This window comes from Pedobacter hiemivivus (genome assembly GCF_005144565.1).
Classification (GTDB): domain Bacteria; phylum Bacteroidota; class Bacteroidia; order Sphingobacteriales; family Sphingobacteriaceae; genus Pedobacter; species Pedobacter hiemivivus.
On the sequence record NZ_SWDX01000002.1, the window covers coordinates 577,486 to 601,258 of the forward strand.

Annotated in this window: 21 protein-coding genes; 11 read left to right on the forward strand and 10 right to left on the reverse strand. The window is 40.0% G+C overall.

From position 1 onward, the window contains the following. The first annotated feature begins 13 nt into the window (after positions 1–13). The 7 genes from FBD94_RS05865 (at position 14) to FBD94_RS05895 (ending at position 7,566) form a co-directional block, all read left to right on the forward strand. A complete protein-coding gene (locus FBD94_RS05865; protein ID WP_394347780.1) occupies positions 14–1,315 on the forward strand; it encodes a glycoside hydrolase family 88 protein in 1,302 nt (433 codons plus the stop codon). Positions 1,316–1,410: 95 nt separating this feature from the next. Next, complete coding sequence (locus FBD94_RS05870; RefSeq protein WP_136879453.1) at positions 1,411–2,850, forward strand: alpha-L-fucosidase; 1,440 nt, start codon at positions 1,411–1,413, stop codon at positions 2,848–2,850. 7 nt (positions 2,851–2,857) lie between these two features. After that, positions 2,858–4,372 carry a DUF4955 domain-containing protein gene (locus FBD94_RS05875; protein ID WP_235884383.1) on the forward strand — a complete coding sequence of 505 codons (1,515 nt, stop codon included), beginning with the start codon at positions 2,858–2,860 and terminating at the stop codon, positions 4,370–4,372. 133 nt (positions 4,373–4,505) lie between these two features. Continuing rightward, positions 4,506–5,924, forward strand: coding sequence for a GDSL-type esterase/lipase family protein (locus FBD94_RS05880; protein WP_136879454.1), 1,419 nt, complete (start codon positions 4,506–4,508; stop codon positions 5,922–5,924). Positions 5,925–5,988: 64 nt separating this feature from the next. Then, entirely contained in the window at positions 5,989–6,552 is a 564-nt protein-coding gene (locus tag FBD94_RS05885; protein ID WP_136879455.1) for an RNA polymerase sigma factor, read from the forward strand. Further along, on the forward strand, positions 6,533–6,802 hold the full coding sequence (locus FBD94_RS05890) for a hypothetical protein (RefSeq protein WP_136879456.1): 270 nt from the start codon (positions 6,533–6,535) through the stop codon (positions 6,800–6,802). Before FBD94_RS05885 ends, FBD94_RS05890 begins: the two co-directional genes overlap by 20 nt. 83 nt (positions 6,803–6,885) lie before the next feature. Further along, positions 6,886–7,566, forward strand: a complete 681-nt coding sequence (locus tag FBD94_RS05895; RefSeq protein WP_136879457.1) for an ATP-dependent Clp protease proteolytic subunit — start codon at positions 6,886–6,888, stop codon at positions 7,564–7,566. 2 nt (positions 7,567–7,568) lie between these two features. Here FBD94_RS05895 and FBD94_RS05900 read toward each other — a convergent pair whose 3' ends face one another. The 6 genes from FBD94_RS05900 to FBD94_RS05925 form a co-directional block, all read right to left on the reverse strand. Next, entirely contained in the window at positions 7,569–9,077 is a 1,509-nt protein-coding gene (locus FBD94_RS05900; protein WP_136879458.1) for a hypothetical protein, read from the reverse strand. A gap of 92 nt (positions 9,078–9,169) precedes the next feature. Then, complete coding sequence (locus FBD94_RS05905; protein ID WP_136879459.1) at positions 9,170–11,158, reverse strand: heavy metal translocating P-type ATPase; 1,989 nt, start codon at positions 11,156–11,158, stop codon at positions 9,170–9,172. A 35-nt stretch (positions 11,159–11,193) separates the two neighbouring features. Beyond that, on the reverse strand, positions 11,194–11,616 hold the full coding sequence (locus FBD94_RS05910) for a Fur family transcriptional regulator (RefSeq protein ID WP_136879460.1): 423 nt from the start codon (positions 11,614–11,616) through the stop codon (positions 11,194–11,196). 21 nt (positions 11,617–11,637) lie between these two features. Continuing rightward, positions 11,638–12,933 (reverse strand): efflux RND transporter periplasmic adaptor subunit, encoded by a 1,296-nt coding sequence (locus tag FBD94_RS05915; RefSeq protein ID WP_136879461.1) that lies wholly within the window; start codon positions 12,931–12,933, stop codon positions 11,638–11,640. Positions 12,934–12,937: 4 nt separating this feature from the next. Further along, positions 12,938–17,305, reverse strand: a complete 4,368-nt coding sequence (locus tag FBD94_RS05920) for a CusA/CzcA family heavy metal efflux RND transporter (protein ID WP_136879462.1) — start codon at positions 17,303–17,305, stop codon at positions 12,938–12,940. A gap of 90 nt (positions 17,306–17,395) precedes the next feature. Then, positions 17,396–17,719, reverse strand: a complete 324-nt coding sequence (locus FBD94_RS05925) for a hypothetical protein (protein ID WP_136879463.1) — start codon at positions 17,717–17,719, stop codon at positions 17,396–17,398. Between the two features lie 336 nt (positions 17,720–18,055). On the opposite strand from FBD94_RS05925, the gene mgtE reads away from it, so the two are divergent. Beyond that, positions 18,056–19,429: a magnesium transporter gene (mgtE, locus tag FBD94_RS05930; RefSeq protein WP_136879464.1), complete on the forward strand. Its 1,374-nt coding sequence runs from the start codon at positions 18,056–18,058 to the stop codon at positions 19,427–19,429. Between the two features lie 3 nt (positions 19,430–19,432). Here mgtE and FBD94_RS05935 read toward each other — a convergent pair whose 3' ends face one another. Together FBD94_RS05935 and ychF are read right to left on the reverse strand one after the other, a co-directional pair. Then, positions 19,433–19,912, reverse strand: a complete 480-nt coding sequence (locus tag FBD94_RS05935; RefSeq protein ID WP_136879465.1) for an FKBP-type peptidyl-prolyl cis-trans isomerase — start codon at positions 19,910–19,912, stop codon at positions 19,433–19,435. Positions 19,913–20,056: 144 nt separating this feature from the next. Beyond that, positions 20,057–21,151, reverse strand: a complete 1,095-nt coding sequence (ychF, locus tag FBD94_RS05940) for a redox-regulated ATPase YchF (RefSeq protein WP_136879466.1) — start codon at positions 21,149–21,151, stop codon at positions 20,057–20,059. Positions 21,152–21,250: 99 nt separating this feature from the next. On the opposite strand from ychF, the gene FBD94_RS05945 reads away from it, so the two are divergent. Beyond that, positions 21,251–21,730 (forward strand): hypothetical protein, encoded by a 480-nt coding sequence (locus FBD94_RS05945; RefSeq protein ID WP_131606305.1) that lies wholly within the window; start codon positions 21,251–21,253, stop codon positions 21,728–21,730. Here FBD94_RS05945 and FBD94_RS05950 read toward each other — a convergent pair. Together FBD94_RS05950 and FBD94_RS05955 are read right to left on the reverse strand one after the other, a co-directional pair. Beyond that, positions 21,711–22,409: an SRPBCC family protein gene (locus FBD94_RS05950; RefSeq protein WP_131606303.1), complete on the reverse strand. Its 699-nt coding sequence runs from the start codon at positions 22,407–22,409 to the stop codon at positions 21,711–21,713. The genes FBD94_RS05945 and FBD94_RS05950 overlap by 20 nt on opposite strands. A gap of 10 nt (positions 22,410–22,419) precedes the next feature. After that, positions 22,420–22,662 carry a hypothetical protein gene (locus FBD94_RS05955; RefSeq protein WP_136879467.1) on the reverse strand — a complete coding sequence of 81 codons (243 nt, stop codon included), beginning with the start codon at positions 22,660–22,662 and terminating at the stop codon, positions 22,420–22,422. A gap of 110 nt (positions 22,663–22,772) precedes the next feature. On the opposite strand from FBD94_RS05955, the gene FBD94_RS05960 reads away from it, so the two are divergent. Continuing rightward, positions 22,773–23,225: a hypothetical protein gene (locus FBD94_RS05960; RefSeq protein ID WP_131606299.1), complete on the forward strand. Its 453-nt coding sequence runs from the start codon at positions 22,773–22,775 to the stop codon at positions 23,223–23,225. A 20-nt stretch (positions 23,226–23,245) separates the two neighbouring features. Next, the gene (locus FBD94_RS05965; RefSeq protein WP_225874586.1) at positions 23,246–23,773 is read left to right on the forward strand and encodes a TlpA family protein disulfide reductase; all 528 of its coding nucleotides are present in this window, start codon (positions 23,246–23,248) and stop codon (positions 23,771–23,773) included.

The window sequence follows — 23,773 nt, forward strand, 5'->3', positions numbered from 1 at the left end:
ACATAGAGAAAATATGAAATCATTATCTATAACTGTATGTGCATTGATGTTGGCGAGTTCCTCATCCTTTGCGCAGTCTAGTGTTACACGTACTAGAACCACTACTGGTACAGTGAGTTCTCAGTCGGCAAATTCGCGTAATACTCCTGATTTTGCACCCACTGTGCGCAAATCAGCGCCTGCAGAAATTGAAGTAGACGTTAAAAAAGCTTTTAAACAAGCTGATAAGCAAACGCTTGTGCTATTGAAGGAAATTGAGAAAACGAAAACTGCCGGAGCAAAGGCCGACCAGTTTTCGCCAAGAACATTGGAAAAAGGAGAATTGAAATTGGTTGCCTCACGTGACTGGACCAGTGGTTTTTTTCCGGGAGAACTTTGGTTCTTATATCAATATACAGGGAAACAAGAATGGCTTGATCAGGCAAAAGCATTTACAACTTTGATGGAGCCGGAGCAATTTAATGGTAAAACGCATGATATGGGTTTCAAAGTTTATTGCAGTGTGGGTACTGGTTACCGCATCACTAAAGATAAACACTATGCTGATGTCATTATCCAATCTGCAAAAACATTAGCTACCCGTTTCAATCCTAAAACAGGCGTAATCCGCTCATGGGACCACAGCACAGATAAATGGATAAATCCGGTAATTATTGACAATATGATGAACCTGGAGCTGCTTTTTGAGGCTACAGCGCTTACTGATGATTCTTCTTTTTATAAAATTGCGGTGAGTCATGCAAATACGACCATGAAAAATCATTTCCGTCCGGATTACAGTTCTTACCATGTGATTGATTATGATCCGAATACAGGTGCTGTCTTGAAAAAGAATACGCATCAGGGCTATAGTCACGAATCAGCCTGGTCTAGAGGACAAGCTTGGGCATTATATGGATATACGATGTGCTATCGTTTTACCAAGAATCCAGTTTATTTAAAACAGGCTGAAAATATTGCGGCTTTTATCCTTAACCATAAAAATATGCCGGCAGACCTGGTTCCTTACTGGGATTTTGATGCACCTAATATTCCTAATGAACCACGCGATGCTTCGGCGGCGGCGGTTATTGCTTCAGGATTGTATGAATTGAGTGATTACAGTAAAAACAAAAACCTTTATCTGAAAAAGGCTGATGTTATGTTGAACAGTCTGAGTACTAAATACATTTCACCGGTAGGAGAAAATAAGGGCTTTATCTTGGTAAGTAGTACGGGTTCAAAACCGTCAGACAGCGAAGTGGATGTACCTTTATCTTATGCTGATTATTATTACCTTGAGGCTTTGCTAAGGTATAAATCATTAAAAAGATAGTCATTATAGCATAAGAAAGAGCCAATTTTACTGAATATTGATAGTTTGATATTCTCTAAATTGGGAGTTAATAAAACCAAATTATAGAACCAATCATGTATAAACGAAAAGTACTTTTAATAGTAGCGGCTTTTTTAATATTAGGTCAGTCTGCATATAGCCAAAAAGCATTAACAAAGGATGAACGAATGGCTTGGTGGCGCGATGCCAAATTCGGTATGTTTATCCATTGGGGTGTATACGCGCAGTTTGCGGGTGTTTATAAAGGACATGAGCAGCTAAGAGGGGGGGCAGAATGGATTATGAATCGTTCTAAAATTCCTGTTGCGGAATATCAGGAAATGGCCAAAAGCTTTAATCCTGTAAAGTATGATGCGGATGCATGGGTGAAAATGGCAAAAGACGCAGGAATGAAATACATTATCATTACTGCAAAACACCATGATGGATTTGCTTTGTTTAACTCTAAAGCAAGTAAATGGGATATTAGTGACGCGACTCCTTACGGTAAAGATTTATTAACTCCATTGGCGGTAGCTTGTAAAAAGTATGGCATTAAGTTGGGCTTTTATTATTCTCAGGCTCAGGATTGGAACAATCCTGGAGGATCTGTTGCAAGAAAAGAAATGCGGGAAGGTTGGTTGAATCCTGATTCTGCTAAAATTGATGCCTATACATTAGCTAATAAAGGCCATTGGGACCCTGCTCAGATGACTAAAACTTTTGATCAATATATTGATGAAGTGGCGGTACCACAGGTTAAGGAACTGATGACGAATTATGGTGATGTTGCTGTGCTTTGGTGGGATACACCAACCAACATGACTGATGAGGCGGCTTTAAAATTACAGGCAGCACTAAAATCACAACCGCAAATTATTACTAATGATCGCTTAAAGCGTCCGAACTTTCCTGGTGACACGAAAACTCCAGAGCAAAAAATACCTAGTCAGGCTGAATTGGATGGAATGGATTGGGAAACCTGTATGACCATGAATGGTACCTGGGGCTTTAGAACTTCAGATCATAAATGGAAGTCTACGGAGACCTTAATCCGCAATTTGGCAGATATTGCTTCAAAAGGTGGTAACTATTTATTAAATATCGGCCCTAAACCTGATGGTACATTTCCGCAGGAAAGTATAGATCGTTTAAAAGCCATAGGTGGTTGGATGAAGATCAATAGCGAAGCTATATATGGGACTAAATCGAGTCCATTGGCACCTTTAAGTTGGGGGCGTTGTACAAGAAAAGAAACATCAAAAGGGACCACACTTTATTTCTCTGTGTTTAACTGGCCTGCCAACGGGCAATTGGTTATTCCAGGGGTAAATAACAAAGTTTTGTCGGCAACATTGTTAGCTACAAAAGATAAGTTACAAACGGAAATCAAAGGTGATGGGCTGACCATCAATGTACCTGTGACTGCTCCTGATGAAATTGCCAGTGTAATTAAGGTTGAGTTTGAAAGGGCAGTAGCTCATCAGGTAGAAACAAAACCTAAGAAAGAAATGAAAACCGGAGCATTAGATTAATAAGATTTTGAAAAGAATAACCCTTGTTTTAAACGTATTGCTCTTAACTGTCGCTGCTCAGGCACAAAAAACAGCCCCTTTATGGGAGGACTTTGTCAAAGCTAAAAAATCGGGGGGTACAGCAGTACTGCCTGATTTTTCATATGCGGGCTATGGTTTTTCCGAAATTCCTTTACCATCGGTAAGTGATAAAAAGTATTTTAAGGTAGATAATTATGGTGCAAAAGCCGATGATGATCAGTTTGATGATGTAGCGATTCAAAAGGCTATTGATGCAGCTGAAGCGAATCCAGGTGGTGGTGTAGTATTCTTCTCAGCAGGTAAGTATTTAATAGCAGCAGATGAGGATGCGACCAAGCAAATCAGGATAGCTAAAAGTAACATCGTTTTAAAGGGTAGTGGAAGTGGAAAGGGTGGAACAGAAATTTATCAGGCCAATATGAGAATCAATGGCCGGCAGTTTTTGTTTAAACCCGAAGATAGTAAAGTTGAAAAGCTAGCAACTATTGTTAAGGATGCCGGACGTGAAACTTTTTCGGTTGTTGTAAAAGATGCTTCAAAACTTAAAGTAGGTCAGGATGTAGCTGTTCGTCACAAAAGTGAGGAATTTACAAAGCTTTATTTTGCTCCTTTAGAATTAAAACCGCAATGGTCGAGGTTATTTGGTGATAAAGGCGGAATGTTGATTTATGAAATCCATACCATCACTAAAATTCAGGGTGATAAGGTGAGTTTTAAAAACCCTATTCACATCGATATTAAAATGGTTAAGTCTGCCAACTGGACTATAGAATCTTATAATTCTATTGACCATTGTGGTGTGGAGGACATTTTGTTTACCAGTAACTGGAAAAATTATCCGGAAGAGTTTATCCACCATAAAAATGAAATTCATGACTATGCTTATGAAGCTGTAGGTATGGAGTATATAAAAAATAGCTGGGTTCGCAATTGTGAGTTTCATGATTGGAATGAGGGGGTTTTCATACGCTCAGGTTACCAGATTACTGTAGAGAACACGCATTTTAGAGGGAAAAAGGGGCATGCCTCCGTGCACGCCCGTACTGGTTATGGTGTATTGGTGAAACATTGTACTTTTAATGGTGCTCAGCATCATGGTGCAGGTACTGGATATAGTGCAGTAGGGACTGTAGTTACTCAATGTTCATTAGGTACTGATCAAAACTTTGATATTCATTCGGGCCAGCCTTATGCTACGCTTTATGATGATATTGATGGAGGTGTTTTTTATAATTTAGGAGGCCCGGAACCAGGACATCCACACCATGGTAAGCAATTGGTATTGTGGAATTTTCATCATAAATCTGATAAGGATCAGCATTATAATTTTTGGGATATGAGCAGGCGGAGGAATTATACAATTGCTGCACCAATTATTGTAGGTTTTACTTCTAATAAGCCGGTTACGTTTGAGAATGCAGGATCAGTAGAAATGCAGGAGGAAACGGTGTTGCCGAAATCGCTGTTTGAAGCGCAACTATCTTTACGATTGAAAAAATAACTGTTCTCTTCAAGAGCTGCATTGCTTCGCTGAAAAAGCGAAGAACGCTAGGCTCTTTCTGAGAAAGTAATTTTTTTCTAAACTGGGTGGCTAAAATGGATGCTTATATTAGAGGGTAATAAATCAAATAAAAATGAAGTATATCATTAGGTTGAGCCTTATTTGGGGGCTATTCTTGATTGTAGGAGATTCTTTTGCGCAATCAAAAATACGTATCGCTTGTATTGGGAATAGCATCACTTATGGATCTGGGCTAGCCAATAGGGCTCAGGAGTCTTATCCTGCGCAGTTACAGACTTTGTTAGGTTCATCAAGCTATGAAGTACTTAATTTTGGCGTAAGTGGGGCTACGATGCTTAAGAAGGGCAATAAGCCGTACTGGAATACGCCGGAATATCAGAAAGCACTATTGAGTAATCCCAATTTGGTATTTATCAAGTTAGGTACCAATGATAGTAAAGTGGTAAATAGGCCGATGATGGGCGATTTTGAGCAGGATTATCGTGATATGATTCGGAGTTTTATAGAATTGCCAAGTCATCCGAGGGTAGTTTTGTTGTTACCCGTAAAGGCCTTTTCTGACGAGAAATTTGGTATTTCTGGAACTTACCTCAAAGCAAGTATGATTCCTATGATTCAAAAGTTGGCTTATGATGAAAAATTAGCGGTACTTGATTTATATAGCTTGTTTGCAGACAAGGAAGAGCTATTGGCGGATAAAATTCATCCCAATGTGGTTGGTGCAGGGTTTATCGCTAGGCGATTGTATGACTTTATTAAGCTGCAAGCTAAGCCTGTTCCTGGTGGTAATGGTTTAATTGATGAGGCAGAAAAAAGTAATTTTTATGGATACAACTGTTTCTCATTCGATTTTAAAGGCCATAAAGCTAAAATCGTAGTACCCAAAGCTGTGGCCAAAGGTATGCCATGGATATGGCGGGCTAGATTTTGGGGGCACGAGCCGCAAACTGATATTGCGCTGTTAGAGCGAGGGTTTTATGTGGTGTATTGTGATGTGGCTGAGCTATTTGGTAATGCAGAGGCTATTGGGGTATGGAATGATTTTTATGCGCAGTTGCGGAAAATGGGCTTTGCTAAAAAAGCGGTGCTGGAAGGAATGAGTCGCGGTGGGGTGTATGCTTATAATTGGGCCGCTGCCAACCCTACAAAAGTAGCCTGTGTATATGTTGATAACCCCGTGCTGGATTTAAAGAGCTGGCCGGGTGGTAAAGGTATAGGGCCAGGAAGTAAAAAAGAATGGGGTATTTTTTTGAAGGACTATGGTTACACTACTGAAGAACAGGCGGCAGGATTTGCCGGGAGTCCGATAGATAAAATTAAAGAGATTGTTAAAGGTAAATACCCTATGCTTCATGTTTGCGGCGATATGGACGAGCTGGTTCCTATGTCTGAAAATACCTTGCCATTTGCAGAGAAAATAAAGCAAGCCGGTGGTGACATCAGGATCATTCATAAACCCGAAGGGAAGCACCACCCGCATAGCTTACCCAATCCGCAGGCTATAGTCGACTTTATTTTAAAAGCCAGATAAAATTTTAGTGAATTTTGGTGATATTTGACTTTAAATGTCCACATACTATTAAAACATAGTAATCATGGCCACAAAATTAAAGGAAGATACACCATGTAATGATCGCCAAGCCTGGCTTACTACATTATACAAGAATACTTTCCCACTGGTAGCAAAGCACATCAGTAGGATGGGTGGTTCACTGGATGAAGCTCAAGACATTTTTCAGGATGCGTTGATCATTTATTATGAGAAAACAGTCCACGCTGAGCTGAGTTTGGAATATAGCGATAAAGCTTACCTGTTTGGCATCGCCCGCCACCTATGGAACAAACGATACAAAGAAAGTGGAAGGCAGGTATCCATTGACGAACTCGATGCTGATTTTGATGAACAGGCTGGCTTATTCAATCCTGATGATCAGGAGATATCTACGTCCCGATTGTTCCAGCTTTTACAAACTTCAGGTCAGAAATGCATGCAGCTGCTTAGTGCATTTTATTATGAAAAACTGAAAATGGAAAGCATTGCTGAGCGGTTTGGCTTTTCAGGTCCACGCTCCGCTACAGTTCAGAAATACAAATGCCTCGAAAAAGTTAAAGAAACAGTAAAAGAAAAATCAATAAGCTATGAAGACATCCTTGAATGAGCTGCAGTTAATTGAAGATTTTCTTTTGGGAAATACGAATGCAAAAGATAAAGTCTTGATGCAGGCCCGTCAGATACTGCAACCTGATCTTAAGGAAAGCATGTACTGGCAGCAAAAAACATATCGCTTGATTGAAACTTACGGTAGGGAGCAGCTTCGCAAAGAAATCAGGCAGGTACATCAAATGCTATTTACAGCGCCGGAGCATTTCCCTTTTAGGGAGAGGATTCAACAGTTCTTCAGTAAGTAAACCATCTTAATTTAATCACAAGTTTAATGTCCAGATCATGGGCAAGGGCAATGCTATGCCTGTTTTAATCTAATAATTAGAATATGAAAAATAAGGAATTTCGCAATTATGCTGTAAAGCATCACCGCATCAATAGTTTGTATGTAGACAATTACATTTCCAGGAGTTCGGCTATGGTTGGGCCTATTGCTATGACCCCTTACATCACAGAAGAGCGGCAATTAAACGTTGCTCAGATGGATGTATTCTCCCGTTTAATGATGGATCGCATCATTTTTATGGGTGAAGCTATAGACGATAGAAATGCAAATGTAATACAAGCTCAATTGCTCTTTCTGCAGTCAACAGACGCCGAGAAAGATATCCAGCTGTATGTCAATTCACCTGGGGGATCGGTGTATGCTGGCTTGGGCATTTACGATACTATGCAGTTTATCGGACCTGATGTGGCTACAATTTGTACAGGAATAGCACTTTCGATGGGCGCTGTATTGCTTTGTGCAGGTGCGGCTGGAAAACGTTCTGCCTTGCAACATTCCCGCGTGATGATTCATCAAACTTCAAGTGGAGCCCAGGGGACAGCCACGGATATGGATATATCGATTAAGCAGGTGTTGCAGGTACAAAAAGAGCTTTACCAGGTTATCGCCCGACACAGTGGACAACCTTATGAAAAGATCAATGAAGCCGCCAGCCGAGACTATTGGATGTCATCAGCTGAGGCTAAGAAATTTGGAATGATTGACGAGGTTTTGTCTAAATAAGCTTACCTGGCCTTCAGCTGAGCCTCATATAAGGAGGTAGGCTGAAGATCAGTTTTATTTAAACCTTCCCATTCTCCATCAGGTTTTCCTTCCAGACGACCTTTTAACTTTTGTCCCTGAATACCAACGGCATAGTTTTTACCCGACACCCATGGGTTTTGTATAGCAGCACCTTTAACCTTACAATTCCATACTACCTGCGTAACACCAGCCCAGCCATGACCACTTCCCCAGTTACCACGATCTTGCACGTTAATCTCCCCATCAGTATCAATATTGTCGTATAAAGTGCCGCTAGACCAGCGGTGGTGTGGACCAATATCAGCATGCGTATTTCGTGATTTGCAATGGTAAAAAACATTGGGTCCACATGTTTTGGCACCCGTAACATAATCGTGTCTGCCTTCTGTAGTTTCCAGATTCATAAATAGGTTTTGCTGGCCACTATTGTTAAATGAATATCTTTTACCACCGGTAATTACAGATTTTGCATCCAGGCATTTGGAGTCCTTTACCGTTATATTTTTAGCATCACCGCCTAAACTTACGCAAGAATAACCAAAGAAACGGGAGGTTACCCCACTTACCCAGGCATTCTCTATTCGATCAAAATCAACGGCAATCCAACCATGATCTTCATCGGTGTCATTAGCGTATTCAGATTCAAAATAGATGTTTTCAATCCCAACCTCTTTTATACGACCTTTAAATTCGTATTTAAAAATTAATCCACCACCATATTGCGCTTCCATAGCCATTACAATAGGGTTGTCTATCGTAATTTTATCACCATCAACAGCTACAATTTCTCTTTCATAACTCAGGTTATACGATTCCGGTGTCCATTGTTTAGTGCCATTTCTCTCCACGATTTTATCCATCTGAAGGTCCTGGATCCATTTTTCTGTTCCAGGTCTATATACGATGATTCTGTCGCCGGCTTTAAAACTTTTCGACGAAGTCACTTCAAAAGTCTTTGCACCTGTTGGTACATAGCCATCCGTGATTTTTACTCTGCTACCGACTTCAGAAATTTTTCCTTTTCCATTAATCTTGATTAGTGAACGTAGGCCTTTACCGGCGGCAATTAATCTTGTGCCCTGAGCGGTATTTCCTTCACCTCTTAAAACAATGCCATCAGTATTTATGTTGAGGGTTCCGGCGATTGCATAATCACCTTTTTTTAATAGGATTGCACCTCTAAGACCGTCAGCTCCAATCGGCATAGCCGATACTTCATCAATAGCTTGTTGAATGGTGCTGCCTGCATCACCTTTTACAGGAGAAACTGTTTTTACAACCCCAACCTGCGGGATTTTTTTTAAACCATGATAGTAGCCTACACGACTAAAATCGGGAATGATGTTACCTTTCTCATCGGGGATATAGGTAATGCTACCATCTTTGTTTACGGTTAAAAATTTAGAGGTCCATATTTTGTCCTTTACGAAGGAAAGTGTTAATCCTGCAACAAATAAGATGCAGATAGCTAAAGTAGATTTGGTTCTCATTGGAATTTATAATTGCTTATGCAATTGCGTCATAAAAACCGATTTTTTAATATGTGTTATTGGCCGATTTATAAATTCAATTGGCAATGCATTTACAGCTTCATTTGCTGAATACGCACTGCATTTAAAATAGCCAATAAGGCTACGCCAACATCGGCAATTACAGCTTCCCATAAGGTAGCCACACCACCTGCACCCAAAATCAAAACGATGATTTTGATGCCCATAGCTAAACCAATATTTTGCCAAACAATGTTTCTGGTTAGCTTTCCAACTCTTATAGCGGTTACAATTTTAGAAGGCTGATCGTTTTGAATGACAATGTCGGCTGTTTCTATTGTAACGTCACTTCCCAGACCGCCCATGGCAATTCCTGCGTCTGCAAGGGCTACAACTGGGGCATCATTTACACCATCACCTACAAAGGCCAGGTGCTTACCTTCATTTTTAAGGGCTTCTACCTTTTTAACTTTATGCTCGGGTAACAGATCTCCAAAAGCATTATCTATGCCCAATAGTTTAGCCACTTTGTCGACTACACTTTGTTTGTCCCCGCTAAGCATTACCGTTTGGATGTTTAAACGGTGCAAATCAGTAATGGCCTGCTTCGCATCCTCTTTAATCTCATCGGCAATAGTGATGTAACCTACATATTTGCCATCAACGGCAACCACTACAATAGTGTCTGCTTCACTGTCGATACTGTGGTCGTAATCAACACCAAACTTTGTAAGCAGCTTGGTATTTCCTGCAAGAATAGCTTTGTCGTTTATGGTTCCTTTAAGACCATGGCCTGCAACTTCTTCTATGTGTCCGATTTTGATGTCATGAGAAACCTTTCCTGCATACTTAACCACAGCAAGCGCAATAGGGTGGGTAGATTTACTCTCAATAGCTGCGGTTAGCGAGATCAACTCTTTTTCATTGAAATTATTGGTCACCACTTTTTGAACCTCAAATACACCCTTAGTTAGCGTACCGGTTTTATCCATCACTATGGTATTTACTTTGGTCATTACATCCAAAAAGTTTGATCCTTTAAACAAGATTCCATTTTTTGATGCTAAACCAATTCCACCAAAATACCCCAGCGGGATGGAGACTACAAGTGCACATGGGCAACTGATGACCAAAAATACCAAGCCTCGGTATAACCAATCTTTAAAAACATAATCTGTAACAAAGAGCATGGGGAGCAGGACTACTAAAACAGCCAGTGCAAATACTATAGGGGTGTATATTTTAGCAAACCGCGAGATAAAAAGCTGTGTTTGTGACTTTCGAGCAGTAGCATCCTGAACCATTTCTAGTATTTTGCTTAGTTTGCTGTCTTTAAAAGCGGCCTTAATCTTAACGGTACTCAATTGTTCTAGATTGATCATTCCGGCCAGCACAACTTCACCTTTAATTTTGTTGTCGGGCTTACTTTCTCCGGTTAATGCTGCGGTATTGAAGGTAGCCCTGTCTGATAGCAGTATTCCATCTAATGCTACTTTTTCGCCAGGTTTTACCTGTATGGTCTCATCAATAGCTACTTCGGTAGGATCAACAGTAATTACTTTTCCATCTCTGATCACGTCAACCGCATTGGGTCTAATATCGAGTAGGGCTTTAATGCTTCTTTTGGCATTGCTCACAGCACTATCCTGAAACCATTCGCCTATTGAATAGAAAACCATTACGGCTACACCTTCACTATAAGAGCCGATGGCAAAAGCACCAATTGTGGCTACACTCATCAACACGAATTCATTAAAGAAATCAAATCTTATGGCTTTTCTAAAGGCAAGATTCAATACATTATATCCAGCAAGGAAATATGCAGGGATAAAGATGAGCAGTTGTATGAGGTTGTTAAAGGTGATGTGGAAACCATATTCAAGTACCATCATTACCACGACAATCGCAAGTGCGGTCAGGAGTGGCCAGTGACTGGTCCAACTTTGAGGGGCTTCAGCACCATGGTTATGCCCATCGTCGTCACTATGCTCAACATGAGCTTGTTGGTCGTTATTGTGATGATGTTTATGATTGAGTTCTTCTGCCGCACAGCAGTCAGAATTTATGTCGGATGCTTTCATTACCTTAAATTATAAATCAAAGGTAAGGTAAGACATTATGCAATGCTATTGCAAACTTTACAAACGCCTTTAATAATAAGGTTCATTTCCTGTTGTTGAAAGCCTTCAGGTAAGGCCATTTCTGGAATGCTGGTGTTGGGTAGGCAAAAGGTTTCCCTGCAGTTGTTGCAATAAAAATGAACATGAAGATCGTGATGGTTTTCAGCATCACAATCTTCATCGCATAAAGCATACTTGGTCGCACCACTACCATCCTCTATACTATGCACCAATCCCTTTTCTTCGAAAGTTTTTAGCGTTCTGTATAGGGTGATGCGGTCGGATGGAGCCATGCCTTTTTCAAGATCATTTAAACTGATAGCTGCAGATTGTTTAGTTAAAAACTCTAATACCAGTAACCGCATGGCGGTAGGGTTAATTTGCTTGGCTTTAAGTCTGCTTTCCGCTTCCTTTATCATATGCTTTATGCTAATATTCAATTAATGGCTATGCTCTGCTGGCCCTGATGATTTTGACTGCAAATAAAAGGCCCCTTTTGTGACTATTTTAACATCGGTAGGTAATTTTTCTATAGGAGTGATCTGAATATAACCTTGTTCTGAAACTCCGGTAGTTACTTCCACTTTTTTGAAATGCACTGAATTTTGATCTTTTGCATCTTCTTCCTTATGTTTTTCTTCTGCTTCTCCTTTATGGGTATGACCATGTTCTTCTTCATGTGCAGCTTTGGCGCTTTCATCAACCACAAAGATGAACTCTTTACCTTCAGATCGTACCACCGCATCGATCGGTACAGCACTGGTTGTTTCAGTACCGACACCGATAAGACCGGTTACATACATTCCTGGGATAAGGTTGGCACCCGGTTTTTTGATAACCGCATGAACAACTACTCCTTTACTATCATTCTCGAATGATTTATTGATGCCGTAGATTTGCCCCTCAATTTGCTCATTCTTTTGATTGGTTAACCGGAAATCAACTTTCTGGCCCACTTTAATCTTGGATAAATCCTTTTCAAATACAATTAGATCAGCATGGATTTTAGAGTTGTCTACAATATCCATGATCGACACCCCCGGTTGTGCATAGGATCCAGTCTCTGCTGAGATTTTTCCTATTGTACCGTTGATAGGAGCGGTAACCGGCACTTGCGAGGTGATGTTTCCAGATGCAATACGGCTAATGGAAATACCGTATTGCTGAAGCTGACGTTCCAAAGCTTTTAGTTTGGCGCGTTCGGCATTGTAATTGGCTTCGGCCTGTTGATGCGCTTTTCCTGTACCCGCATCAGCAGCTTTAAGCTGTTGCTGACGGTTGTATTCGGCTTCTATAAAACTAAAGCCACTTTTAGCGGTCAGATAATCCTGTTGAAGTCTGATCAAGTCTTGGTTTTCAATAGTCACCAATACTTGTCCTTTACTTACGCGCTGTCCTTCAATTACATTGATCTTTCTGATGATACCACCAGTAAGAACGTTGATTTGGGCGGCATTTTGTGGTGGTACGGCTAATTGTCCGCTTGCTTTTACTACCGCCGTAAGGTTCTTTTGTTCGATATTGCCAATTACAATACCTACAGCATTCATTTGTTCCTGACTCAGCTCAAGGGCTTCACTGTGTTCTTCGTGACCTTCAGCGCCGTGATCGTGTGCTGCTTCAGTTGTTGTTTCGTTTTTCTTTGTTGTATCACCGCAAGAACTGATTGCGGTCATAATAAATGCTGAACAGATGAGTACAGCTATGTTTCTTTTGATATATGGTGTTGCGTTCATTTGATTAGTTCCCTTTTAAAAATTGTAATTGAATAACTGATTGGTTCAACTGGTTAACATTTTGAAGATAATTGAGTTTACTTTGTACAGCTAAGGCCATATTTTGGATAAACTCAATGTAACCAATCTCTCCCAGATCGTAAGATACCTGTGCAATGCGTAGCTGCTCATCGGCTTGCTTTAAGCCGCCAGAAGTAAAGTAATCTGCTATACTTGTATGCTGGGCATAATTTTGAAGCTCTTGCTGGTATTGCATGGCCAGCTGGTTTTGTATGCGCTGGTAATCCGTTTCTGCAATTTGCACTGCAATCTTCTCATTGTTTACCCTGGCACGGCCAGCACCATTGAATATGGGCACAGCAATACCTAATTGAATACCTGCGATACGGGTTCCTGGGGTGTAGCTACGATCAATATTTGCAGGATTGAAAGATTTAATTAGAAATTGTTGTGCATAACTAAGCGTAAGATCAGGCATAGCACGAGAACGTTCCAAATCAATTTTGGCCTTAGCTACTGCTATTTGTTGTTGGTACACATCAATCAGCGGACTATTGTCCGTTCCATTTGTTCCCGTTTCAGTTAAAGCAAGTACCGGAAGCACTTTTTCAGCAGGACTGATGGTTGTTTTTAAATTTAGCAATTGCTGAAGGTTTAACTGTTGAATAGCCAGGTCAGTCTCTGCTGCCTTTTTTAAGGCTTGCACTTCCTGATATTTGTTCCTTGCAGTAATGAGTTCCAGGTTAGATGTTTCACCTACTTTGTATCTGAGCTCTGATTTTTTAATGAAATTGCGGTAGATGCTGTCCTGCAATTCCAGTACTTTTAAAGTGTTGATGCCGTAAATCAGGTTATAGTAAGCTAATCGGGTGTCACGGGTAATTTCCGATTTGGTGTAATTACCTATTTTCTCCATTAAGCCAGTTTGCCCAGTCAATACTTTTTTCTGGTTTTTATAAAAGCCAGGCCAGGCAAAGCTTTGAGAAACAGAGATGGAGTTGTCGTTGCTACCACCACCCGTCGGATCTTGTGAAACGCTGAATGCGGTTTTTCCAGGATCAAAAGTAGTTTTCTGCATGGCCCTCGACTGGTCGACTGCCAATCCGGATGATTTTAATTGCAGGTTGTTTTTTAGCGCAAGTGCAACAGCTGTATCTGCAGAGATAGGTAATTGCTGTGCCTTAGCTGAACCTGTAAATCCTAATCCTGCAAAAATTAAAAGGATCATTGCCAATGGTTTTGTAAGCATAGTTAGTTTCTTTTTACGATCTGTAACCAATATGTATAGACAAGGGAGTACAAATAGGGTAAGTAGCGTTGCGGAGAGCAAACCACCGATTACTACCGTTGCCAATGGTTTTTGCACCTCAGCACCTGCACCACCCGATAAGGCCATTGGTAAAAAGCCCAATGAAGCCACAGCCGCGGTCATAATTACCGGTCTAAGCCTTACCGCTGTCCCCTGCATTACACGTTTGTAGACGTCAGTAACACCTTCTTCTTTCAACTGGTTGAAATAGGAGATGAGTACAATTCCATTCAATACAGCAACACCAAACAGGGCTATAAAACCAACTCCGGCCGAGATACTGAAAGGCATACCTCTAAGCAATAAGGCAAACACGCCGCCAATAGCTGATAATGGAACCGCTGTAAAGATCAATATGGTCTGTGTAAAAGATCTGAAAGTAAAGTAAAGCAAGGCCAGGATTAAAAGCATAGCTACTGGAACTGCTATTGAAAGCCTGTCTTTTGCCTCTTTCAAGTTTTGGAACTGACCACCATAGGTGATGTAGTATCCCGATGGAAGTTTCAACTTCGATTCCAGTATCTGCTGAATTTCTGCAACAGTTCGTTCTACATCTCTTCCTTTGACATTAAAACCTACGTAAATACGTCTTTTACCATCCTCACGGGAGATTTGAGCGGGTGCTTCTTTAAGCTCGACCTTTGCCACCTGGTTTAAAGGGACCTTATTGCCCGATGGAAGGGGAATATATAGGTTTTCTATATTGGAAATGTTTTCACGAAGGTCGCGCTGCAAACGTACCACCATGTCAAAGCGTTTCTCACCTTCAAATACTACTCCTGCCACATTTCCGGCAAAAGCGGTTTTTAAAATACTATTGATGTCGCCAATTGTTAATCCATATTGTGCAATTTTATCCCTATCGTAAGTCACCAACACTTGTGGTAGTCCAGTTACTTGTTCCACGAAAGGCTCACTTACACCGGCTACTGGCGCTATTAGTTTGGAAACTTTATTAGCTTCCTCTACCAGTACATCCAGATCTTCACCATAAATTTTAATGGCTACATCTTGTCTAACACCAGTCATGAGCTCGTTGAAACGCATTTGCATAGGCTGGGTAAGCTCTACACTTACACCCGGTAAAATGGATAATGCTTCTTCCATTTTCTCCGACATTTCTTCCTTGGTTTTAGCAGAAGTCCATTCTTCCTTAGGCAGCATAGCCACCATCATATCACCCCGTTCAATCGGCATTGGATCAGTTGGTATCTCTGCACTTCCAATCCTTGTTACGACTTGTTTCACCTCTGGGAACTTATCTTTCAATATTTTCTCAGCCTTGCTAAATGTTTCTACCACCTGCGTAAGCGAGGTTCCTTGTGCCATAGCAATTTCAACGGCCAAATCACCCTCTTCAAGCTGAGGCAGAAATTCGCCCCCCATATTGCTAAATACCCATAAGGTAAATCCAAAGCAGACAATAGCAATGGCTACAACTAGTTTTTTAAAGCCAAGGGCCCGTTCAAGCAGAGGTTTGTACACGCGCTTGAAAAAATCCATGATCTTGTCGGATATATTTCTTTTATGCTCCGTGTTTTTGCTTAAAAATAATGCGCTTACCATCGGTACATAAGTGAGCGATAGAATAAAGGCACCCACAATGGCAAAAACTACGGTTTCGGCCATAGGCTTAAACATTTTGCCTTCGATACCTACTAGTGATAATAGTGGCAGGTATACAATAAGGATGATGATTTCGCCAAATGTTGCACTGGCTCTGATTTTCGAAGAAGCTGTAAAAACTTCCTTGTCCATTTGTTGCTGGGTTAACCTTGGTGTACTTTTAAAAAGATTACTTTCTGTGAGTCTGAATATGATCGCTTCTACAATAATTACCGCGCCATCTACAATTAGACCAAAGTCTATGGCCCCCAGACTCATCAGGTTGCCTGAAACTCCAAAAAGACGCATCATAGAAAAGGCAAACAGCATGGATAAAGGAATCACCGAAGCTACAATTAGTCCGGCTCTCCAGTTTCCTAGTAGGAGTAAGAGTACGAAAATTACAATCAGGGCCCCTTCAATCAGGTTTTTTTGAACTGTACTGATCGAGCGACCAACCAGTTCGGTACGGTCTATATAAGGTTCTATAACCACGCCTTCAGGTAAAGTCTTTTGGATCTGTGTAATCCTTTCTTTTACATTTGATATTACCTGATTAAAGTTTTCACCTTTCAACATCAGGGTAATTCCGGCTACCACTTCACCAGTACCATTTCTGGTTACAGCACCATATCTTATGGCTGTGCCATATTGTACGGTTCCAATATCTCTGATCAGGACTGGTACACCACCAACATTCTTCACTACTATCTTTTCAATATCGTCCAGAGACTTAACCTGACCGATGCCGCGGATGGTATAGGCATTACTTTGTTGCTCTATATACGAACCACCAGTGTTTTCATTGTTATTTTTAAGCGCATCGTAAATCTGAGAAATGGTTACATTATTGGCATTCAGCTTTTCATTGTCCAATGCAATTTCGTACTGTTTTACATAACCACCCCAGCCACTTACTTCGGCAACGCCCTTGGTTCCGGCAAGCTGGGTTCTTACTACCCAATCCTGGAGGGTTCTTAAATCCGTAGCTGTATATTTATTTTCGTAGCCTTTTTTAGTATGCAATACGTACTGATAAATTTCGCCAAGGCCGGTGGTGATAGGGGCCAGTGTTGGCTCGACCATACCATCAGGGATGATGCTTTCAGCTTCTTTTAGTTGTGCGGCAACCTGTTGCCTTGCCCAGTAAATGTCAGTGTCATCTTCGAAAACAATGGTGATCACAGATATTCCGGAACGCGATATAGAGCGTTTTTCGATCACATTGGGAATGTTAGCCATAGACAGCTCAATAGGTGCTGTAATGAATTGCTCCACTTCTTGTGCGCCAAGACTAGGGGCTTGCGAGATAATTTGCACTTGATTGTTTGTGATGTCGGGGACCGCATCAATAGGTAATCTTGTTAAGGAATAAATCCCCCATATGACTAATGCCAGGGTCATTATGCCAATTGCTAGTTTATTCTTTATAGAGAATAAAATAATCTTATTAAACATATAATGATGTTATTTTACAGCAGATCAATGGCAAGGTTTTGCCATGAAATTGCGTGGGTTAATAATTAAAAAGAAAAAATCTGAGATTAATTATACCCATTGAGGGGGCTGCCAAATTTCGCCAGGAAATAAGATCACAGCAACGGCCAGATAATTAGGGAAACTGTTATTTTGTTCTGTTACGACAAGTGCTGGAGCTTTACTCACTGATGCCGAAGCTACAAAGGCATGATAAGTACTGGCATGAAAAAATGGTGAACAGGCATGTGGGTTTTCATGTTTCTCGCTATGGCTGTCTGAAGCGGAATAACATGCATCTTCATGCCCTGATGGAAGATCTGCTTCACTACCACAGCATGGCCATGCGGACAGGGCCATTACGTATATGGTGAATATGATAGCTAGATACTTCATATTACAAACTTAAGTCTTTTTTTTTAAAAACAAATTAATCCTTATCACTCGGCTGTTTTATTTTAATTTAAAGTTAATTAATGTCTTTTAAGGTGTGTTTTAGCCTTGGAAGGTTTCATTGTGTAATAGGAATATTGCAAGGCTTGGGGAAGGGGGGTAGCCAAGAAGGGATTGAAGGGGAGTAAAAGCATGATTTTCGAGCGGTATTTGGCTCATATATCTGGCTTAAAATAAACTATCAATTAATCACATAAAAAGGCCGCTTTTTAAAAAATAAAAGGCACTTTTGCAAAACTGTAAAGCAAACGAATAAAGATGTAAAAGAACTGCGTATATATGGAAGAGGAAGTAGTTGAAGAGATAGTTAGACTGTTAGAACAGGATGATGACACACAATTAAAAGTTTACCTGGATGATCTTAACATTTCGGATGTTGAGCATTTGATAGATGAGCTTCCCCAACATGCAGTAAAATTTATTGATACGCTGTCTATAAAAAGGGCAGTTAATGTTTTCAGAATCCTTGATTTTCCTACACAGGAAAAAATCATTAAAAAACTTCCGGGAAATAAACTGGCTGAGCTAATCAACTTGTTGCCTCCAGATGACCGTACCGCTTTGTTTAGCGAACTGAAAGGGGATGCTGTAAAAAAACTCATTATCCTGTTACCAGCAAAAGATAGAATTGAGGCACTTTCACTATTAGGGTACGAAGAGGATAGTGTGGGTAGGTTGATGACTCCCGATTATGTAGCCGTTAAAAAAGACTGGACGGTTAGCCGGGTATTGTCGCACATTAGACGCTATGGTAAAAACTCTGAAACCATTGATGTGGTTTATGTAATTGATAAAGACGGCGTATTGTTGGATGACATCCGAATCAGGGAAGTCTTACTGGCAGATCCTGAGGCTAAAATTGGTGAACTAACAGATCATCGCTTGATTTCATTAAAAGTTAACGATCCGCAAGAGGAAGCCATTAATGTGTTTAGGATGAATAACCGGGTAGCTTTACCAGTGGTTGATGATAACAATGTTTTGCTTGGTATTGTAACAGTTGATGATATTCTTTGGATTGCTAATGAAGAGTATACCGAGGATATGCACAAAATTGGGGGTACCCAAGCGTTGGACGAACCTTATCTGGATATGCCAATTTTTGGTTTATTTAGAAGAAGGATTGGCTGGTTGGTAGTCCTGTTTCTAGGTGAAATGCTTACCGCTACTGCAATGGCCCATTTTGAAGCCGATATTGCCAAAGCAGTTATTCTGGCCATGTTTGTACCGCTAATTATATCGAGTGGTGGAAATAGTGGATCTCAAGCTTCGACCCTGATTATACAAGCGATGGCACTGGGCGAAATTACAATTGGCGATTGGTGGCGTGTAATGCGAAGAGAGATTATTTCCGGATTGATGCTGGGTATTGTACTGGGCACAATAGGTTTTTTAAGAATATTTGTATGGACCTTTTTTACCGATATGTACGGACCGCACTGGATGCTGATAGGGCTAACGGTAGGTGTAGCCCTGGTTGGTGTAGTGTTATGGGGTTCTCTGGCAGGATCTATGTTGCCCTTACTACTTAAAAAGCTAGGAGCCGACCCTGCAACGTCGTCAGCTCCTTTTGTTGCAACCCTGGTTGATGTAACCGGGTTAATCATTTATTTCTCTGTTGCAGTAATGTTTTTAACAGGAGTGCTGTTATAAAGATTATTGAGCGTTTGAAAGCACTATCGTGAAATCAAGTACCGAATTTGCAGGAATACCAGGTTGTGCATTATTGCCATAAGCGTATCCTGATGGGATAAAAAGCCTTATTTTTCCGCCTTTCTGAATATACGGAATTCCAATTTGCCAGCCTGCAATTAAACTACTTAATCTAAATTCTACTGGTGTACCCGCACTGCTATCAAAATTGCTTGATGATCCCAATACTTTACCCGAATAATCCACAGTAACCATTTTATTAACTGTAACTACCTCGCCCGATCCTTGAGTAATCACTTGATAAAATACTCCAGATTTATCCTTAAGGGCTGGAATATTGTTGTCAGTTACGTATTTTCTGATCGCAATAGTGTCTGCTGTTAACTGCGCGTTTGCATCAAAATCATCATCGACATTATTTTTGCAAGCTGTAAAGCCGATGGCGATTGCGCCAAGAAGTACTAAATATTTAATCTGTTTCATAAATATAGTTTTAACTTTTTGAGATGATCTATCTCTGGTTTGGAATAGAAAATAATACGTTCTCAGAGAAGACCTAGGAATTTTTGCCATTTTTCATGGCAAAAGGTTCCAGTCTTCGAAGAGTAATGTTTTATTTTCAATATTTTAAACGTTGAAACGGAAGTGCATAATGTCACCATCCTCTACAACATAAGTTTTTCCTTCAACACCTAATTTACCTGCATCTTTACAAGCATTCTCAGATCCTAAGGTTACAAAGTCATTGTATTTAATCACCTCAGCACGGATAAATCCTTTTTCGAAATCGGTATGGATTACGCCTGCAGCTTGTGGCGCTGTGAAACCTTTAGTAATGGTCCATGCTCTTACTTCCTGCACACCTGCAGTAAAATAAGTGTATAGATCTAATAAGCGGTATGCTGCAACAATAAGTTTGTTTACACCGGATTCTGTTAACCCAAGGTCAGCTAAAAATTCCTGACGCTCTTCGTAACTTTCTAATTCAGCAATTTCTGATTCTATTTTAGCAGAGATCACCAATACTTCGGCATTCTCATTTTTTACAGCTTCTTTAACACGGTCAACATAAGTATTCCCGTTGATCACTGAACCTTCATCTACATTACAAACGTACAATACTGGTTTTTGAGTTAACAAGCCCAGATCTTGAATAAATTCGAAGTCTTCTGCTGATACTGCTGCCGAACGAACTGATTGCCCGCTTTCAAGTTGTGTTTTAATAACGCTCAGGATATCGAAAGTTCTTTTGGCATCCTTATCGGTTTTAGCCATTTTCTCCACTTTCTGAATGCGTTTATCAACCGTATCCAGGTCTTTAAGTTGTAATTCAGTATCAATGATTTCTTTATCACGAATAGGGTCAACTGAACCATCAACATGGATCACATTTCCATCATCAAAGCAACGCAATACATGAATGATTGCATTTGTAGCCCTGATATTACCTAAAAACTGGTTGCCTAAGCCTTCACCTTTTGATGCACCTTTTACCAAACCAGCGATATCTACGATTTCGATAGTATTTGGAACGATACGGTTTGGCTTAACCAACTCGGCTAATTTTGTCAATCTCTCGTCTGGTACAGTAATTACGCCTATATTGGGCTCAATAGTACAAAAAGGGAAGTTCGCCGCTTGGGCTTTTGCGTTAGATAAACAGTTAAATAATGTAGATTTTCCAACATTTGGTAAACCAACGATACCACATTGTAATGCCATGAATGATTTTTTTCTTGATTTGGCGCAAAGGTATCAATTTTTTAAAAATATTTTTTATGTTTAGGGTACTTAAACCTTATTAAGTAATAATTAACGATTATGGAGAATTTTGAAGATACAGAGCCGATAGAAGAAGCAGCCGAAGAACAAGAGCAGCTGGTCGTAACAGAAGAGATAAGAAGCTATATTTATGAGACCGCCAAATGGACTAAGTTTCTTTCTATTATAGGTTTTGTATTTGCCGTTTTTATGGCACTTGCAGCGTTTAGTGCGACTGCAATTATGGAAAACGTTGTGGCTACGGCACCCGGCAACCCGATGGCCCAATTAGGTGCAACATTTCTAACGGTATACTTTTTATGCATTTCGCTAATGATGTTTTACCCAAGCTTTTTAATGTTTAAATTTTCTAATGCAGCCAATACAGGTGTGTTGTATGCCGATCAAGAGAATTTCACCATAGCAATGAAAAAGCTGAAATCGCTATTTAAGTTTTGGGGTGTTTTAACCATTGTTATACTAGCGATGTATGTATTAGCTTTATTGCTTACGCTTGTGGCTAAAACCGGCGGGGCATAGTATTTTCAATGGTATGTTTAAAGGTTTTAATTTCCTTTTTAAGTAGTCCCTCGAAATACGGATTTAGCAATTTTGCCATTCCTAGTCCAATACCGCCGGCAGGAGGGCGGTAAGAAAGTACGATTTTTAATAATGTACCCTGTTGGTCGGGTGTTTCTGCAAATTCGACTCGTCCAACATGCTGAATTAATGTGCCCGGAATGGATCGCCATCCGATTAAATGTCCGGGTTCATCTTTAACAATTTCTGCTTGCCAGTCTACGGCAAACAAATTGCCCATCACATTTGATTTCCATCTGGATAGATTTTCTTCAACCATTTCTACATTTAGCAAGTGCTTTATGCTTCCTGGTAGGTTATTTAAATTGCGCCAGTAGTTATAGACATCTTTAGCAGGACGTTCGATTTCAAATTCTCCTCTTATATTTATTGTATGTGGCTTGCTGGCATCTATGCCTAATCTTTCGTATAATAGGCAATGACCTGTAAACGCCCGGTAAGCAAGGTAGGATCCATATAAAAATGACGCCCCGAATGGCTTTTTTATGCCTCGGCTGATCAATAATCCACTTAAAAACATGGATACCATGCGTTCATTCATCCCAACGTTTTCATATTGGTGTTTTTCAATAGAAAATTTGCCCGAACGAAGCTTCAGATTAGTTTGATGTGTACTCATGGTATGGGTGTTATTTATTGCTTATAGCTGATCCAATTAGGTTTACAGTAGGTTGATCCAGATCTCCCCAGATCTGTTCCCAACTTCCATCTTCTTCTTTTCTGATCTGAGTTAAACTCTTACCTGAGTGTATACATTCGTAATATGCCACCCCATCGGTGGTTTCTTCTACTTTTACCTGAAGGGTAGTGGGCTTTCCGTTTAAATTAACCTCTATATCAAAGTCTTGCGATTGTAATTCTGTTGTTCCCATTGTAGTTTTATTTACGGATTAAATACTAACAGATACCTTAGATATTAACACTTTAGCTGAAAATATGTTTTATTTTTTTATTTTGCAGAACCAAATAAATCATTCCCATTATGTACAATGAAAATTATCCGGAAATTTACCAAGGGTATTTCAATTATAGAGAGCCCTATGTTGAAAATCTGGAAGATATTTACCAAAAACCCGTAGTAATTCCAATCTATCACATTGAAGAATTATTTAATGATCAGGTATTGAATGATGTACGTAGGTTTAATGAAATTTGTAATGATCCTGATGCTAAAGCAGAGTATGAGTTGTTGGGCACGCAGTTGAAAGAACGTGATTTACATATTTTTAAGTACTTTCATTTTATTGCAGCCCAAAGATATGTTTTGGATGAGCTAAAGACCAAGTACCGAGATTTTTACGAACTGGAACATACTTTAAAGCAGTTTGAAGCTATAGGGTATGATGTAAGTAAAGCTAGAGAAACTGATTTGGTTAAAAGAAAAAGACAGTTGCTGGATTTTCAGGCACGGTTGTGCTATAGGCAATTTGCTTAAATTGCATTAAATAAAAAGATATGAAAATGAACCGCTTAGTTGTTTTATTGTTTTTGCTGCCTTTTGCTAGCATGGCACAGGAAGACAAAGGTACCTTAACGAAAGTTGGAGAAAGTGTTCCGCAATTTTCCTTTGAAATAGAAAGAGGAAAAACAGTTAGCATCAACGATTATAAGGGCAAACTCATTCTCATTAATCTTTTTGCTACCTGGTGCCCACCTTGTAATGCCGAATTGCCATTGGTTCAAAAACAGATTTGGGATAAATATAGTGATCATACAGGCTTTGCGTTTTTTGTTTTTGGACGTGAAGAAGGTTGGGATAAATTGGAGCCCTTTAAAAAGGCCAAAGGATTTACTTTTCCTATACTTCCGGATGTTGATCGTAGTATTTTTAGCAAATTTGCAACACAGTCTATCCCTCGAAACATTATCGTAGACCAAGATGGTAAGATCATTTATCAGTCGATAGGTTTTTCAGAGAAAGAATTTGCTGAAATGGTTGCTTTGATAGATGCGAACCTAAAAAAACAGGTGGCCGTTAAGTAA